At 67.2% G+C, this 13,266-nt stretch carries 14 protein-coding genes; 5 read left to right on the top strand and 9 right to left on the bottom strand.

Going from position 1 to position 13,266, the window contains the following annotated elements; all coding sequences use genetic code 11:
• The first annotated feature begins 45 nt into the window (after positions 1–45).
• Positions 46–1,344 carry an MATE family efflux transporter gene (locus OP497_RS10305; RefSeq protein WP_280548158.1) on the top strand — a complete coding sequence of 433 codons (1,299 nt, stop codon included), beginning with the start codon at positions 46–48 and terminating at the stop codon, positions 1,342–1,344.
• A gap of 124 nt (positions 1,345–1,468) precedes the next feature.
• On the opposite strand, the gene OP497_RS10300 is transcribed toward OP497_RS10305, so the two are convergent.
• The 3 genes from OP497_RS10300 to OP497_RS10290 form a co-directional block, all read right to left on the bottom strand.
• Positions 1,469–2,656 carry an amino acid aminotransferase gene (locus OP497_RS10300; RefSeq protein WP_280548132.1) on the bottom strand — a complete coding sequence of 396 codons (1,188 nt, stop codon included), beginning with the start codon at positions 2,654–2,656 and terminating at the stop codon, positions 1,469–1,471.
• Positions 2,657–2,995, bottom strand: coding sequence for a 4a-hydroxytetrahydrobiopterin dehydratase (locus OP497_RS10295; RefSeq protein ID WP_280548131.1), 339 nt, complete (start codon positions 2,993–2,995; stop codon positions 2,657–2,659). It abuts the gene before it with no gap.
• Between the two features lie 127 nt (positions 2,996–3,122).
• Positions 3,123–5,084 (bottom strand): ATP-dependent DNA helicase RecQ, encoded by a 1,962-nt coding sequence (locus OP497_RS10290; RefSeq protein WP_280548130.1) that lies wholly within the window; start codon positions 5,082–5,084, stop codon positions 3,123–3,125.
• Between the two features lie 14 nt (positions 5,085–5,098).
• Between OP497_RS10290 and OP497_RS10285 the strand changes: the two genes are divergently transcribed.
• Entirely contained in the window at positions 5,099–5,266 is a 168-nt protein-coding gene (locus OP497_RS10285) for a hypothetical protein (protein ID WP_280548129.1), read from the top strand.
• On the opposite strand, the gene OP497_RS10280 is transcribed toward OP497_RS10285, so the two are convergent.
• Entirely contained in the window at positions 5,263–6,177 is a 915-nt protein-coding gene (locus OP497_RS10280) for a sensor domain-containing diguanylate cyclase (protein ID WP_280548128.1), read from the bottom strand. The genes OP497_RS10285 and OP497_RS10280 overlap by 4 nt on opposite strands.
• A gap of 203 nt (positions 6,178–6,380) precedes the next feature.
• On the bottom strand, positions 6,381–7,532 hold the full coding sequence (gene cfa / locus OP497_RS10275) for a cyclopropane fatty acyl phospholipid synthase (protein WP_280548127.1): 1,152 nt from the start codon (positions 7,530–7,532) through the stop codon (positions 6,381–6,383).
• Positions 7,533–7,670: 138 nt separating this feature from the next.
• On the opposite strand from cfa, the gene OP497_RS10270 reads away from it, so the two are divergent.
• The 3 genes from OP497_RS10270 (at position 7,671) to OP497_RS10260 (ending at position 9,427) form a co-directional block, all read left to right on the top strand.
• Complete coding sequence (locus tag OP497_RS10270) at positions 7,671–7,976, top strand: MTH1187 family thiamine-binding protein (RefSeq protein ID WP_280548126.1); 306 nt, start codon at positions 7,671–7,673, stop codon at positions 7,974–7,976.
• Positions 7,977–8,109: 133 nt separating this feature from the next.
• Entirely contained in the window at positions 8,110–8,991 is an 882-nt protein-coding gene (gene cobA, locus OP497_RS10265; RefSeq protein WP_280548125.1) for a uroporphyrinogen-III C-methyltransferase, read from the top strand.
• Between the two features lie 49 nt (positions 8,992–9,040).
• Positions 9,041–9,427: a septal ring lytic transglycosylase RlpA family protein gene (locus OP497_RS10260; protein ID WP_280548124.1), complete on the top strand. Its 387-nt coding sequence runs from the start codon at positions 9,041–9,043 to the stop codon at positions 9,425–9,427.
• A 37-nt stretch (positions 9,428–9,464) separates the two neighbouring features.
• On the opposite strand, the gene OP497_RS10255 is transcribed toward OP497_RS10260, so the two are convergent.
• The 4 genes from OP497_RS10255 to OP497_RS10240 are packed head-to-tail and all read right to left on the bottom strand — an operon-like array spanning position 9,465 to position 13,199.
• A complete protein-coding gene (locus OP497_RS10255; protein WP_280548121.1) occupies positions 9,465–10,553 on the bottom strand; it encodes an ABC transporter substrate-binding protein in 1,089 nt (362 codons plus the stop codon).
• Positions 10,550–11,923 carry a sensor histidine kinase gene (locus OP497_RS10250; RefSeq protein ID WP_280548120.1) on the bottom strand — a complete coding sequence of 458 codons (1,374 nt, stop codon included), beginning with the start codon at positions 11,921–11,923 and terminating at the stop codon, positions 10,550–10,552. The genes OP497_RS10255 and OP497_RS10250 overlap by 4 nt, the downstream gene beginning before the upstream one ends.
• Complete coding sequence (locus tag OP497_RS10245; RefSeq protein ID WP_280548119.1) at positions 11,920–12,582, bottom strand: response regulator transcription factor; 663 nt, start codon at positions 12,580–12,582, stop codon at positions 11,920–11,922. The genes OP497_RS10250 and OP497_RS10245 overlap by 4 nt, the downstream gene beginning before the upstream one ends.
• Positions 12,579–13,199, bottom strand: coding sequence for a helix-turn-helix domain-containing protein (locus OP497_RS10240; protein ID WP_280548118.1), 621 nt, complete (start codon positions 13,197–13,199; stop codon positions 12,579–12,581). The genes OP497_RS10245 and OP497_RS10240 overlap by 4 nt, the downstream gene beginning before the upstream one ends.
• Positions 13,200–13,266 lie beyond the last annotated feature (67 nt).

Genomic DNA, 13,266 nt, shown 5'->3' with positions numbered 1-13,266 from the left:
TCCCGTTCCTCGCTTGGCCTGACTCTCTGGCGCCAGACCTGGCCCATGGCCATCGGCGTGCTGGCACTGCTCGGCTTCCAGCTGGTGGACAGTGCCTTCATCGCGCGACTCGGCACGGCACCGCTGGCCGCCCAGTCCTTCACTTTCCCGCTGTCCTTTCTGGTCATCGGCGTTCAGGTCGGCATGGGGATCGCCATCGCGGCGCTGATATCGCGTGCCCTGGGGGCAGGGGAGTCCACCCGGGCACGACGACTGGGCAGTCTGGTACTGCTGGTGGGGACCGTCACCATCGCCCTGCTGGTGCTGCTGCTGTGGGCCATCCAGGCGCCCGTCTTCGCCCTGCTGGGGGCCGATGAGTCCACCCGTGAGCTGATCCGAGCCTACTGGGCGCCCCAGCTGCTGGCGGCCTGGTTGGGGGCGTTGCTCTATTTCGGCTATAGCCTGTTCCGGGCCCATGGGGACACCTGGCTGCCCGGCAAGATGATGGTGATCACCAGCCTGGTCAATCTGGTCCTCGACCCGCTGTTGATCTTCGGTGTCGGTCCCTGGCCGGGCTTGGGTCTGCCCGGGGCGGCGTGGGCCACCTCGATCGCCTTCGCGACGGGCCTGCTGGTGCTGAGCCGTCGGCTGGCAGGCATGGGCTGGTTGGCGGCCGAGGGACTGCTCGGGGAGCTGCGCCGTTCACTGGTGCCCTTCGCCGGCATTGCCGGGCCGGCCATGATCAGCCAGCTGATGCCGCCCCTGGCGGCGATGCTCGCCATTTCGGTGGTGGCCTCCCTCGGCGAGGCTCAGGTGGCGGCCTGGGGGCTGGCCAGTCGCCTGGAAACCCTCTCGCTGATGGTGGTGCTGGCCATGACCATGTCGCTGCCGCCCTGGCTCGGGCGCTGTTACGGCGCCGGGGACTGGGACCAGATACACCGGCTGATGCGCCTGGCGCTCCGGGTGGTGGTGGTCTGGCAGCTGTCGCTGGGGATCCTGATGGCCCTGGCCTCTCCCTGGGTGGCGCTCGCGCTTTCCGGCAATCCCGAGGTGCGTGATGACCTGGCGACGCTGATTCGCTTCCTGCTGCCAAGCTATGCGGCGCTGGGAGTCTGCATGATCGTGGTCTCGGCGGGCAACGCCCTGGGCTGGCCGCTGCGCGCCATGCTGATGTCGGCCGCCCGGCTGTTTGTCTTCTACCTGCCCTGTCTCTGGGCCGGAGCCTGGCTGGGGGAGCTGCTCGGCCTGGCCATGGGCGCGGCGCTGGGTAATCTGCTGGCGGGTCTGGCGGCCTGGCAGGTGCTGCGACGCATCCTCGCCAGCCCCCGCCGGCAGCCAGGGAAGATGGATAGTGCAATCTTGTAGATATTATGACTGATACAGGGTAATGGCCTGATGTTTCCGGCAAATCTTCAATATATCGACTATGCCAGAATCGACAACGCCCGGGCCGATGACCCGGGCGTTGTCGATTCCGAGGGTGCCGAGATCAGTTGACCGCGGCGATCGCCTTGGCCAGGTAGGGCAGGTTTTCGTGGGAGAAGCCGGCCACGTTGGCGCGGCCCGAGCGCACCATGTAGATGCCGAACTCGTCGCGCAGGCGGTCGACCTGCTCGGCCGTCAGGCCGGTGTAGGAGAACATGCCACGCTGCTCGGCCACGCAGGCATATTTCTGGTCCAGGCCGAAGGGCTTGAGGGCCTCGACGAAGTCGCGACGCAGCGTATTGATGCGGTCGCGCATCTCGGTGAGCTCCTCGCGCCAGCTGGCCGCGAGCTCCGCGGAGTGCAGGATCTCGCTGACGATGGACCCGCCGTGGGCCGGCGGGTTGGAGTAGTTCTCGCGGGCCACGATGGCGATCTGCGAGCGGACGTTCTCCATCTGCTCCTGGTTCTTCGCCACCATGATCAAACAGCCGGTACGCTCGCAGTAGATGCCGAAGTTCTTGGAGCAGGAGCTGGTGATGATGACCTCGTCGAGGTTCTCGGCCATCAGGCGAACCCCGTAGGCGTCCTCTTCGAGGCCCTCGCCGAAGCCCTGGTAGGCGAAGTCGATCAGCGGCAGCAGGTGGCGCTCACGCACCACCTCCAGCACCTGGTGCCACTGGTCGCGGGAGAGGTCGAATCCGGTGGGGTTGTGGCAGCAGGCGTGCAGCAATACCACGTCACCTTCCGGGATCTGCTTGAGTGCCGCCAGCATGCCGTCGAAGTCGAGACGGTTCTCGGCATCCACATAGGGGTACTTGTGCAGCGTCAGGCCGGCGGCCGGGAAGATGCCCAGGTGGTTCGGCCAGGTCGGGTCGGAGACCCAGATGTCCTTGCCGGGGAGCTGGTGGGCGATGAAGTCGCCCGCCAGGCGCAGGGCGCCGGTACCGCCGGGTGACTGGGTGGCGCTGGCACGCTTGGACTCCAGTACCGGCGATCCCTCGCCCAGCACCATGGGCAGGATCACCTCGCCGTACGCCGGCGCGCCATGGGAGCCGATGTAGGTCTTGGTGGTCTCGTTCTTGAGCAGCAGGGCCTCGGCTTCCTTGACGGCGCGCATCACCGGAGTGTTGCCCTGGTCGTCCTTGTAGACGCCGACGCCGAGATCGACCTTCTGAGGGTTGGTGTCCTTCTTGAAGGCGTCGATCAGACCGAGGATGGCGTCCCCGGGAACCCGCTCAATTTTCTCGAACATTTATTTCGCTACCTCGTCGGTTCTGGCGGCAAGAATGAAATCGTTCCGGTGCAGGCCCTTGATCTTGTGTGACCACCAGGTCACGGCTACCTTGCCATATTCGGTGAGGATCGCGGGATGGTGATCGGCTTGCTCGGCGATCTCGCCGACTCGCTGGGTGAAGTCGAGGGCCTGCTTGAAGTCTCGGAACTTGAAGGTCCGTTCCAGCTGCATGATGCCATCGCGATCAACGATCTGCCACTCGGGAATATCGGTCTTGTATTGCTCGATCTCGGCCTCGGACACCTTGGGGGCGTCGATGCTGCAGGCCTCGCACTGCTGTTCGGATAACTGGCTCATGGTATCTCCTTGCCGTCTCGATGGGTCGCTGGCCACTATTCTCGGCGAGGTGGAACGCCACATCAACCGGGTCCAGGGGCCCTTCGATCAGTCTTGGTCGGTGGTGTCAACGTCGCGGCTGACCCGGTCAGCCGGCGAGGTGCTCGGCGACGCGCCGGCGAACCTCGGCATAGGGATAGCCCTCCAGGGCGGCGAACGCCTCCAGCTTGCGCGCCTTCATGGAGGCGAACAGTGGGGTGGTGATCCCGCACAGGAAGCGCGTCAGCAGGTCCGCGGTGGCCGGGTGGCCCTCGCCGGCCTCGGCCAGCCGCTGCAGGAAGGGACGGCACAGGGCATCGACGTCTCGGGTCGCCAAGGGCGTCGCCGGCTCGCCGGGCGGGAGTCGTGCCACCTGGCCACGGCAGGCGGAGCAGTGGCCACAGTGCTCGGGGGCGCGAGCATCGCCGAACCAGTCGGCCAGTCGCCGGCTCAGACAACGGTCACTCTCGAAGAGCGAGAGCATGGTCTGCAGGCGGTCGATCTCGGCGCGCTCCTTGTCGCGGAAGTAGGCGAAGAGGTCGTCGGTCAGCGTTACGGGGTCGATCTCGGTCGAGAGCACCTCGTAGACCTCGGTCATCTGCTTGCTCTCCAGCACCATCCAGCCCTTCTCGACGAAGTAGTCCAGGGCGGTGATCACCCGGCTTCGACGGGTATCCAGGCCACGCTCGGCCCCGAGGGCCTCCAGGGCGGCGAAGTCCAGGCTGTACCAGGTACGGGCGCGGGAGGAGGCGTCCAGGATCGCCTGGACGAAGGCCCGCCGCTCGCCCTGGAAACGGTCGAGCAGGGCTTCGGGCTCGGACTCGAGCCGGAAGCGGTAGTCGGCGAAGTAGCTGTAGCGAGGCGCGATCAGGCGGCGCAGTTCGAGCTGCACCAGCAGGGTCTTGAGCGGCAGGGGGCGGATATTGCTGTGCCGCGACAGCGTATTGAGCATCAGTTCCCACTGCGTTCCGGCGGCGCGCAGATCGTCGATCACCCGGCGTATGCCGTGATGCTCGGGGGTGTCGCCGTAGACGAAGTTTTCCAGCACCTCGAGATGGTCGCGCCCGGCCAGCATCAGGCAGCGGGAGGGCAGGCCGTCGCGGCCGGCACGGCCGATCTCCTGGCTGTAGTTCTCGATGGACTTCGGCAGGTCGAAGTGCACCACATTGCGGATATCGGCCTTGTCGATACCCATGCCGAAGGCGATGGTGGCGACGATGCAGGGCGTGTGGCCGGCCATGAAGTCCCGCTGGATCGCCTCGCGCCGCTCGCCGTCGAGCCCGGCGTGGTAGGCGGTGGCCGGCAGGCCCGCTTTCGCCAGGTAGGCCGCCAGTCGTTCCGCCGTCTGCTGCAGGGTGACATAGACGATGGTCGACTCGGGCGTCTTCTGCTCGAACCGCGGGCGCAGCCACTCGACCAGCCGGCGGGGGCGCTCGGCGGCGGGCACCGGCGTCACCTGGAGGTCGAGGTTGGCGCGGTAGAAGCCGGTGCCGGTGACATCCCCCGGCGCGATGTCGAAGCGCGTGCGCATGTCGTCGATCACCCGCGGGGTGGCCGTGGCGGTGAGCAGCAGCACCTGCGGGATGGCGAAGTCGCGGCGGTAGTCCGGCAGCTTGAGGTAGTCCGGGCGGAAGTTGTGGCCCCACTCCGAGATGCAGTGGGCCTCGTCCACCACCATCAAGGAGATCGGCACCCGGCTGATGAAGGCGCGGAACCGCTCGTTCTTGAGGCGCTCCACCGAGACCATCAGGATGCGGATGTCGCCGCGCTTGACGCCTTCCATGACCGCCGCCGCTTGCTCACGGCTCTGGCCCGAATCGAGGCTGGCGGCAGGGATGCCGTGACGGCCGAGGAAGGCCAGCTGGTCCTGCATCAGGGCCAGCAGCGGCGAGATCACCAGGGTCAGGTGCGGCAGCTGCAGGGCCGGCAGCTGGTAGCAGAGCGACTTGCCGGAACCGGTAGGGAAGATCGCCGCCGCGGAACGGCCGGCCACGATGGCCTCGATGACCGGCCGCTGGCCGGGGCGGAAGTCGTCATAGCCGAAGACCTCCTGGAGCGTCTGCTGGATCATGGGCAGGTCCTGCCGTGTCGTCGGAGAGTGACTGGGATTATGTCCAGTATAACGTGCCCGTCGGCCCTCGTCCGCGCAAGCTGATGATCGTGCCGGGCGCCACCCACCTCATCGAGGAACCCGGTACCCTGGAGAAGGTCGAGGCCCATGCCGCGCGCTGGTTCTTCGACCACCATCTTTAGGCGCTTACCATCACCTGGTTGCGCCCACCGTGCTTGGCCGCATAGAGGCTGTCGTCGGCACGCTGGATCAGGGTCTCGCGGGAGTCTCCGATGCGGTGTTCGGCGATGCCGATGCTGACCGTGATGCGTCCCGGGCCGATACCGAAGTCATGGGCGGCGATCCGTTCGCGAAGGCGCTCCGCCAGCTGTCGGCAGTGAAGCTCGGGGGTCAGCGGCAGCAGCAGGGCGAACTCCTCGCCCCCCAGCCGGGCCACCAGGTCCTCTTCGCGCAGCATCTCACGGCAGAGCTCGGCGAGTTCTGTCAGTACCTGGTCTCCTTGAAGGTGCCCCCAGGTGTCGTTGATCGTCTTGAAGTGGTCGAGGTCGAGCATCATCAGCGACAGCGGCAGGGCGTGCCGGTTGCTCAGCGAGATCTCCTCGTCGAGGCGCTTCATCAGCTTGCGGCGATTGGCCAGGCCGGTCAGGTCGTCGGTGTCGGACAGCCGGCGCAGGCGGTGCTCCTCGGCCATCTGTTCGCTGATGTCGATCATCATGCCGTGCCAGAGGATGCCGGTGTCGATCTTGCGGGGCTGGGCGCGCAGGGCGATCCAGCTCAGGCGGTCATCGGCCATCCTCAGTCGGAACTTGGTGGTGATGGGGCTTTGCCAGCGGGCGGAACGCTCGATGGCGGCCATCAGGCGAGGGTAATCCGTCTCGTCCAGGCGCTCGAGCGCCGGAAGGGCATTCTGCGCCAGGTCACGCCGGTCGACCCCGGTCAGTTGCGTACCGCTGCCGGCCAGGTAGGGGAAGTGCAGCCGGCCGTCTGGGGCCCGGTGCAGCTGAAAGATCACCCCGGGCAATTGCTCGGTCAACTCGAGGATCCAGTCCGGCTGTGGCGATTCCCCACCCGCCATGGCGTCGTTGGAAGGCATGCGGGTATCCTTTTTCCCTGCTGCGAACAGGTGGTTCATCGTTATTGTCCTGCGACATGGAGACGGCAGGTATCGGACGCTGGGCGCCTCTTGGTGAAGAACATTATGATACGCCGTCAATGTGGTTGCGGCATCCTCCCTGCGATGTAGGAGATCGCCTACAAGCCGGATCTAGGCATGACCTGAGTCAAGAAAGTGAGGCATCATCGCGGGGCGTCGTAGCGCCCCGGGCGTTCGCGCGAGAAGACCACCTGCCAGAGCTGTAGGTGCCGGGCGCGGAAGGCACCGGCACAGATCGCCAGATAATAGCGGAACATGCGGTGGGTGCGCTCGTTGTAGCGATGCGCGATTTCGTGCCAGTGGGCGTCGACGTTCGCCAGCCAGGCCATCAGCGTCTTGTCATAGTCGGGACCAAAATTCTGCCAGTCCTCCATCAGCAGGTGATCCTCGCTGGTCCGTGCGATATCCATGGCCGAGGGCAGGACGCCATTGGGGAAGATGTAGCGATTGATCCAGGGATCCGCCGTGATCTCGGAGCGGTTGGAGCCGATGGTATGCAGCAGGAAGAGGCCATCGGCGGGCATCAGGCGCCTCACCGTCTCGAAGTAGGTGGCGTAGTTGCGGTGTCCCACGTGCTCGAACATGCCGATGGAGACGATGCGGTCATAGAGTCCATCCAGGTCGCGGTAGTCCTGCAGCAGGATCTCCACCGGCAGCTCGGCGCAGCGCTCCCTGGCCAGGGCGGCCTGTTCCCGAGAGATGGTGATGCCGGTGACCTCGACGTCGTGGTGGCGGGCGGCATGCTCGGCGAAGCTTCCCCAGCCACAGCCGATATCGAGGACCTTCATGCCCGGCTTGAGGTCGAGCTTGCGACAGGCCAGTTCCAGCTTGGCTCGCTGGGCCTGGTGCAGGTCATCTGCCGCCTTCCAGTAGCCGCAGGAGTAGCACATGGTAGGATCGAGCATGCGCTCGAAGAGGTCATTGCCCAGGTCGTAGTGGGCTTCACCCACCATATAGGCGCGAGCCTTGCTCTGCAGGTTGAGAAAGCCGGCCTGCAGGCGGTACTTGAGGCGCTCTGTGGTCGAGCGGCCATGCTCGCCGAGGCCGTTGAGCAGCAGTCGGGCGGCCAGCTGGTCGATGCGATCACACTCCCACCAGCCATCCATGTAGGACTCGCCGAGACCCAGGGTTCCTTGATGCAGCACCCGCGAGAAGAAGTCGGGATGCAGCACGCGGATATCCTGGGGCGCATCCCCGTTGAGGGTGATCCCCGACCCCTCGAGTAGTTGGCCGAAGATCCGGCGGGCACGGGTATCGGGTAAGGCAATAGGGCCGATACGTGGTTCGCTGGTCATGGCGTCCTCCGGGTCCGGTCATGGATGTCAGGCTGGCGAACGCGCCGGGCACGGCTCAGCGGCAATGTCACTATTGCAAATCAGCATAGACCAGCATGCATATGTCGTGTATTCAACGGGTTCACGAAGGAGAGAGCCATGAACGTGATCATCGATCTTTGTGTGGTGCCATTGGGCGTCGGGGTGTCGGTCTCGCCGCATATCGCGGCCTGCCAGCGGGTGATCGAGGCGTCCGGCCTCGAGCACCGCATGCATGCCTACGGCACCAACATAGAGGGACCCTGGGACGAGGTGATGGCGGTGGTCAAGCGCTGTCACGAGGTCGTGCACGAGATGGGAGCACCGCGCATCACCACGACGCTCAAGCTCGGGACTCGCACCGATCGCGACCAGCACATGGATGACAAGGTGGCCAGCGTCGAGGCCCTGCTAGATCCCTCTTAGCCCCCGCCCCGGGGGGCGACGTCGTTGGCGCGCGCGGTTGTTTATCGGCTTGTGCCGAGGGGGTAGTGGCATGCGGCGCGTCGTTTAATTACCATAACGAATAGATATTATTTATTACTGGAGATCTCGGAATATGCAGGTCGGTCACCCACACGATGGCGGCCCGCTCGACCCGGGCGTCAGGTTGCCGGCCGGCTCAGCCTTTCCCACCGGTGGCGTCAGCCTGGTAGGCGCCGGTCCCGGCGACCCGGAACTGCTGACGATCAAGGCGCTGCGCCGCCTGCAGGCCGCCGAGGTGATCCTGCACGATCGGCTGGTCAGCGACGAGATCCTCGACCTGACGGCCCCGCAGGCGTCTCGGCTCTACGTGGGCAAGGAGCGCTCGCGTCACAGCGTGCCCCAGGATGGCATCAACCAGGCGCTGGTCGACTGGGCCCGGGCCGGCAAGCGGGTGGTCCGGCTCAAGGGCGGCGACCCCTTCATCTTCGGCCGTGGCGGCGAGGAACTCGAGACCCTGGTGGCGGCCGGCATCGAGGTGGAGGTCGTCCCCGGCATCACCGCGGCCTCGGGGTGTGCCGCCTATGCCGGCATCCCGCTGACCCATCGCGATCATGCCCAGTCGGTGCGTTTCGTCACCGGGCACCTGCGCAATGGCAGCAGCGACCTGGACTGGCCGACGCTGGCCGGCCCTGGCCAGACGCTGGTGTTCTACATGGGGCTGGGCAGCCTGGCATTGATCGGCGAGCAGCTTCAGCGCCATGGATTGCCCCCCGAGACTCCCGTGGCCTTGATCGAGCAGGGCACCACGGCACGCCAGCGGGTACATGTCGGAACCCTGCAAGAGTTGCCGCCGACAGGCGAAGTGGTTACTATCCGACCGCCGACCTTGATCATCGTCGGCAGTGTCGTGACATTGCACGACCGGCTCGCCTGGTTTGACCAGGGCAGAGCCACGAGTTCGGGTTGGCTGCGGGGCAAGCACCCCGCGCCGTCAACAACCGATCATGGCGCCTGATCGCTGGACGCGAACGTCGGCGCACCACGGTAAGTCATGAGGTGATTGCATGGGGACACGATCCCGCCTGATTCTGACCTGCTGCCTGGCGGGTCTGCTGATGACCGGCTGCGCCGGCAAGGGTCAGGCCCACGAGACGACGGAAGAGACCCAGCAGGGTGTTGCGTCCTTCTACAGCGACCGCTTCCAGGGCCGGACCACGGCAAGTGGTGAGCCCTTCGACCAGCAGGCCCTCACGGCCGCCCATCCGACCCTCCCGTTCGGGACCAAGGTGGTGGTGACCCGCGAGGACAACGGCCGCGAGGTCGAAGTGCTGATCAATGATCGGGGCCCCTATGCCAAGGGGCGCATCATCGATCTTTCCAAGCGCGCCGCCAAGGCGCTCGGCATGTTGCGTCGCGGTACCGTCCCGGTGGAAATTTCCTACGTGCAGTGAGTTGACCCTGGCGGGCGATGTTCCATCGGCGCATCGGTCAGCGTGCCTCCCTGCGCGAGAACTCGCGCTGCCAGCGGGTCAGCAGCGCCTCACGCTTGAGATCGTCCAGGGTGGCCAGCAGGCCGGGGCCCAGGGTGATCGGCCGCAGTGCCTCGCCTCTTTCCTGGCGCAGTGACGTCGCCGTGCCTGGCCCCTCAAGCGCAGGATGGATGGCGCCGAGGGTGGTCTGGCGGGCGAGTACCGCTTGCCCCGTCTCGCCGATGAGATAGTCGAGGAAGCGCTCGGCCGCCGCGGGATGGGGCGCCTGGCGCGGAATCAGGGCCAGGCGCTGGGTCACCAGGGCATAGTCCTCAGGCACCACGATCCTCAGCTGTGGCTGGTCGGCCAGTCGGTCCCGGGCATAGCTCCCCAGCAGGTTGTAGCCCACCAGGTAGCGTCCCTCGATCAGTCCATCCAGCATCTCCCCGGTGGTCTCCACCAGTTCGGCCTCGGCCTGGCCCAGGGCCGCCACCAGATCCCAGTAGCGTGGCGAGAGCCGTGATTCCTCGATGGCATAGGTATAGCCTGCGCCACTGGTGGCCGGGTCATAGGTCACCACCCGGTCCTTCAGGGTCTCTGCATGGCGCTCCAGCAGGACGAGCAGGTCGGCATGGCCACGTACCTCCCCGAAGCGCTCGATGACCGCCTCGTTCACGACCATGACGATGGGCTCGAAGGTGATGGCGAAGAGCTCGTGACGCCAGCGTGCCCAGGCCGGCCAGCGCCGTGCGGCGGAACTCTCCAGGGAGCGGGCATGGCCAGCATTGGCCAGCCGGTACTGCCAGGGCATGGCCGAGGAAAGCAGCACATCGGCCTCGTCCGGCGCGGCCATGAAGCGTTCGTGCAGCGCCAGGGTGGTGAGGTTGCGGTAGCGCACCTCCAGGTCGGGATGCTCGCGGTGAAAGCCCGCCAGCAGAGGGCGCATCTGGGGCAGGTCCAGGGCGCCATGGATCACCAGCGATGCGCCGGACCCGCTGCCGGGCGTGGCGGGGACGTGCAGGGTCTGGTCGGCGCCGGCAGTCGTGGCAACCAGGCTGAGAAGCAGCAGCCAGCGACAGACAAGCCGACCCGGGCGATACATATTCATGGGGCCTCTCCCGGAAATTGCAGTGCCACGCGCAGTCCACGGCCGTCATGGCCGGACGACAGCTGCAGGCGTGCGCCATGCGTTCGGGCGATACCATCGACGATGGCCAGCCCCAGCCCGGATCCTTCCGCGTCGTCGCGGTCGCGGTGGAAGGGGCGAAGCATCAGCAAGCGTCGCGACTCGGGGATCCCGGGGCCGTCGTCCTCCACGACCAGGCGGGGTGGTCCGTCCTCGACCCGCACCGTGACCCGTCGCCCGCCGTAGCGACAGGCATTGTCGATGAGGTTGCCGATGGCCTCGGCGAGCAGCCAGTCGAGGCCCGGGATCCAGACCTCGCCCCCGGTGGTCTCCACCCCCAGGTCGACCCCCTGACGGTGGCAGGATGCCCAGTGGTCACGTACCGCCTGGCGGGCGATGGCGTTGAGCTCCAGGGGTACCAGGTCCGGGCGGTACTCGGGGTTGGCCAGCCGGGTCAATGAAAGTAGCTGCACCGCCAGCCTGGCGGTGCGCGCGCTGGTCGCCTGCATGGCGACCAGGGCCTCCTTCCAGCGTGCCGGATCGTCCTGGCGAAGGGCTAGCTCGGCCCGGGCCGACAGGCCCGCCAGGGGGGTGCGCAACTGGTGCGAGGCATCGCCGATGAAGCGTTCCTGGTTGGCGCGCACGCGGCGCATCCTGGCGAGCAGCTCGTTGACGGTATCGCGAAGCTCGGCGAGTTCCCGCGGCAGGGAGAGCTCCAGGGGGGCCAGGGTGCGCGGGTCGCGGGCACGGATCGCGCGGCGCAGGCGGGTCAGCGGCGTCAGCGCGGCACGGATCGCCAGCAGCAACCCCACCGTCGCCAGCGCCGCCATGGCCAGGATCATCGCCAGGTTGGCCCGCCACAGCTCGGCGGCCAGGGCATCACGACCCTCGCGGCTATGTGCGACGCGGACCTCGAAGGGTTCGCGTACTCGCCAGTCCTCGAGGCGCGTGCGGCGTATCCCCTGGCGCAGCGACAGGCCCTGCCAGTCGAGGTGGCGATAGAGCAGGGTGTCCGCGCCCCCGAGGCTTTGCCGCGGATCCCCGGGCAGGTCGGCATTGCCGGTGATCAGGCGACCCTGGCCGTCGACCAGGCTGTAGAAGACCCGCTCCTCGGCATCGGTGGCCAGCATGTCCAGGGCCGCCGGGGGCAGGTCGAGCCACAGTCGATCGTCCTGCCACTGTACCTGTTCGGCAATCGCCAGGGAGGCGGCCTCGAGCAGCCGGTCGAAGGCGCGGTCGGCCGTTCGCTGCGCGTCCACCCAGGCCTGGATCAGGATCAGGCTACCCAGCACCAGCAGGGGCAGCAGCAACCAGCCCAGCAGGCGCCGATAGAGGCTGTCACCTCGCTTCACTGCTCCTCCAGCAGGTAACCCAGACCGCGTACCGTACGCAAGGCCGCCCCGCTGTGACCGAGTCGCTTGCGCAGGCGGTGGACATAGACCTCGATGGCGTTATCGCCCATGGGATCGCCCTGAAAGGCCTCCTCGGCGAGCCGGGCCTTGTCCACCGGCTCGCCGGCATGGCGCATCAGGCAGGCCAGCAGGCGTTGTTCCCGGGGCGGAAGGGCGAGCGGCGCATCCTCGAGCGTGAAACGCTGGTGCCGGGTGTCGAGCTTGAGGGCGCCGACCCTGAGCTGCGGATCAGCACTGCGGCGCCGCAGCAGGGCGCGAACCCTGGCCTCGAGTTCATCCAGGGCGAAGGGCTTGGCCAGGTAGTCGTCCGCGCCCAGGTCGAGGCCCCGCACGCGATCCTCCACGGCGCCCCGGGCGGTCAGGATCAGCACCGGGGTGTCCCGGTCGTGACGGCGCAGTGCCTCGAGGACCGCCAGGCCGCTGCATCCCGGCAGATTGAGGTCGAGCAGCACCAGCGCGGCACCATGCCCCGGCACCGAGAGGCGTGCCCGCGCCGCGTCGCCGTCGGCGAGGTGGCAGACGTCGTGGCCCTCGAGGCCGAGGGTGTCGACCAGGGTCTCGGCCAGCAGGGCGTCATCCTCCACCAGCAGCAGGGTCATGGGCCTGCCTCCCGGGTCGGGCCGGCCGCGAGCGTCGCCACGGCATCGGCCAGGAGGCGATGCGCCTGCTGCGGGTCCAGGCGTCCGGCGGGGCCCGACAGGGCGAGCCACATCGGCGGCTCGATGGCATCCCCGGGGAGTGGCTGGCACACCATCACGCCGCCGGGCAGCAGCGGGCGAGGGTCATCCGCCGCTGCCGCAGCCCAGCGGTCCCCCGGGCGCAGGTCATGACGCAGGGCGGTGTCGGGCAGGGTGACGAGGCGGCACTCCACCATGCCGTCCTCCACCATGACGTCCTCCACCTCGAGCAGGGCGGCGGTTTCGCCGCTATCGGCCGCCAGGCGGACGAGCAGGGGCTGGATCCGGGTCGCCAGGTGTCGGCCGGGGAGGTGGCGGCGTGCCAGGCGTACCGGGGCATGGCCGAGGTGCCAGCGGCCTTGCTCGTCGCGCTGCACATAGTCGAAGCGGGTCAGCGAGCCCAGCAGCCGCAGCAGGGTGCTCTTGTAATAGCCGGTGGCCTGGGCCAGCTCGGCCAGGGTGAAGTGCTCTTGGGGGGAGTCGAATGCCTCGAGCACCGTCAGTGCTCGCTCCACGGCTTCGACGCGGTCCTGTGCCATCGAAGGGGCGCGCCTCCTTGTGTTGTATTGAACCAGCGGTGCGTTGAACTTTGGTCGTAATCGCGAC

The organism is Halomonas sp. 11-S5, from assembly GCF_029889825.1.
GTDB lineage: Bacteria > Pseudomonadota > Gammaproteobacteria > Pseudomonadales > Halomonadaceae > Halomonas.
The sequence above is the reverse complement of the archived record's forward strand: the minus strand, read 5'-3'. Positions and strand labels throughout refer to the sequence as shown.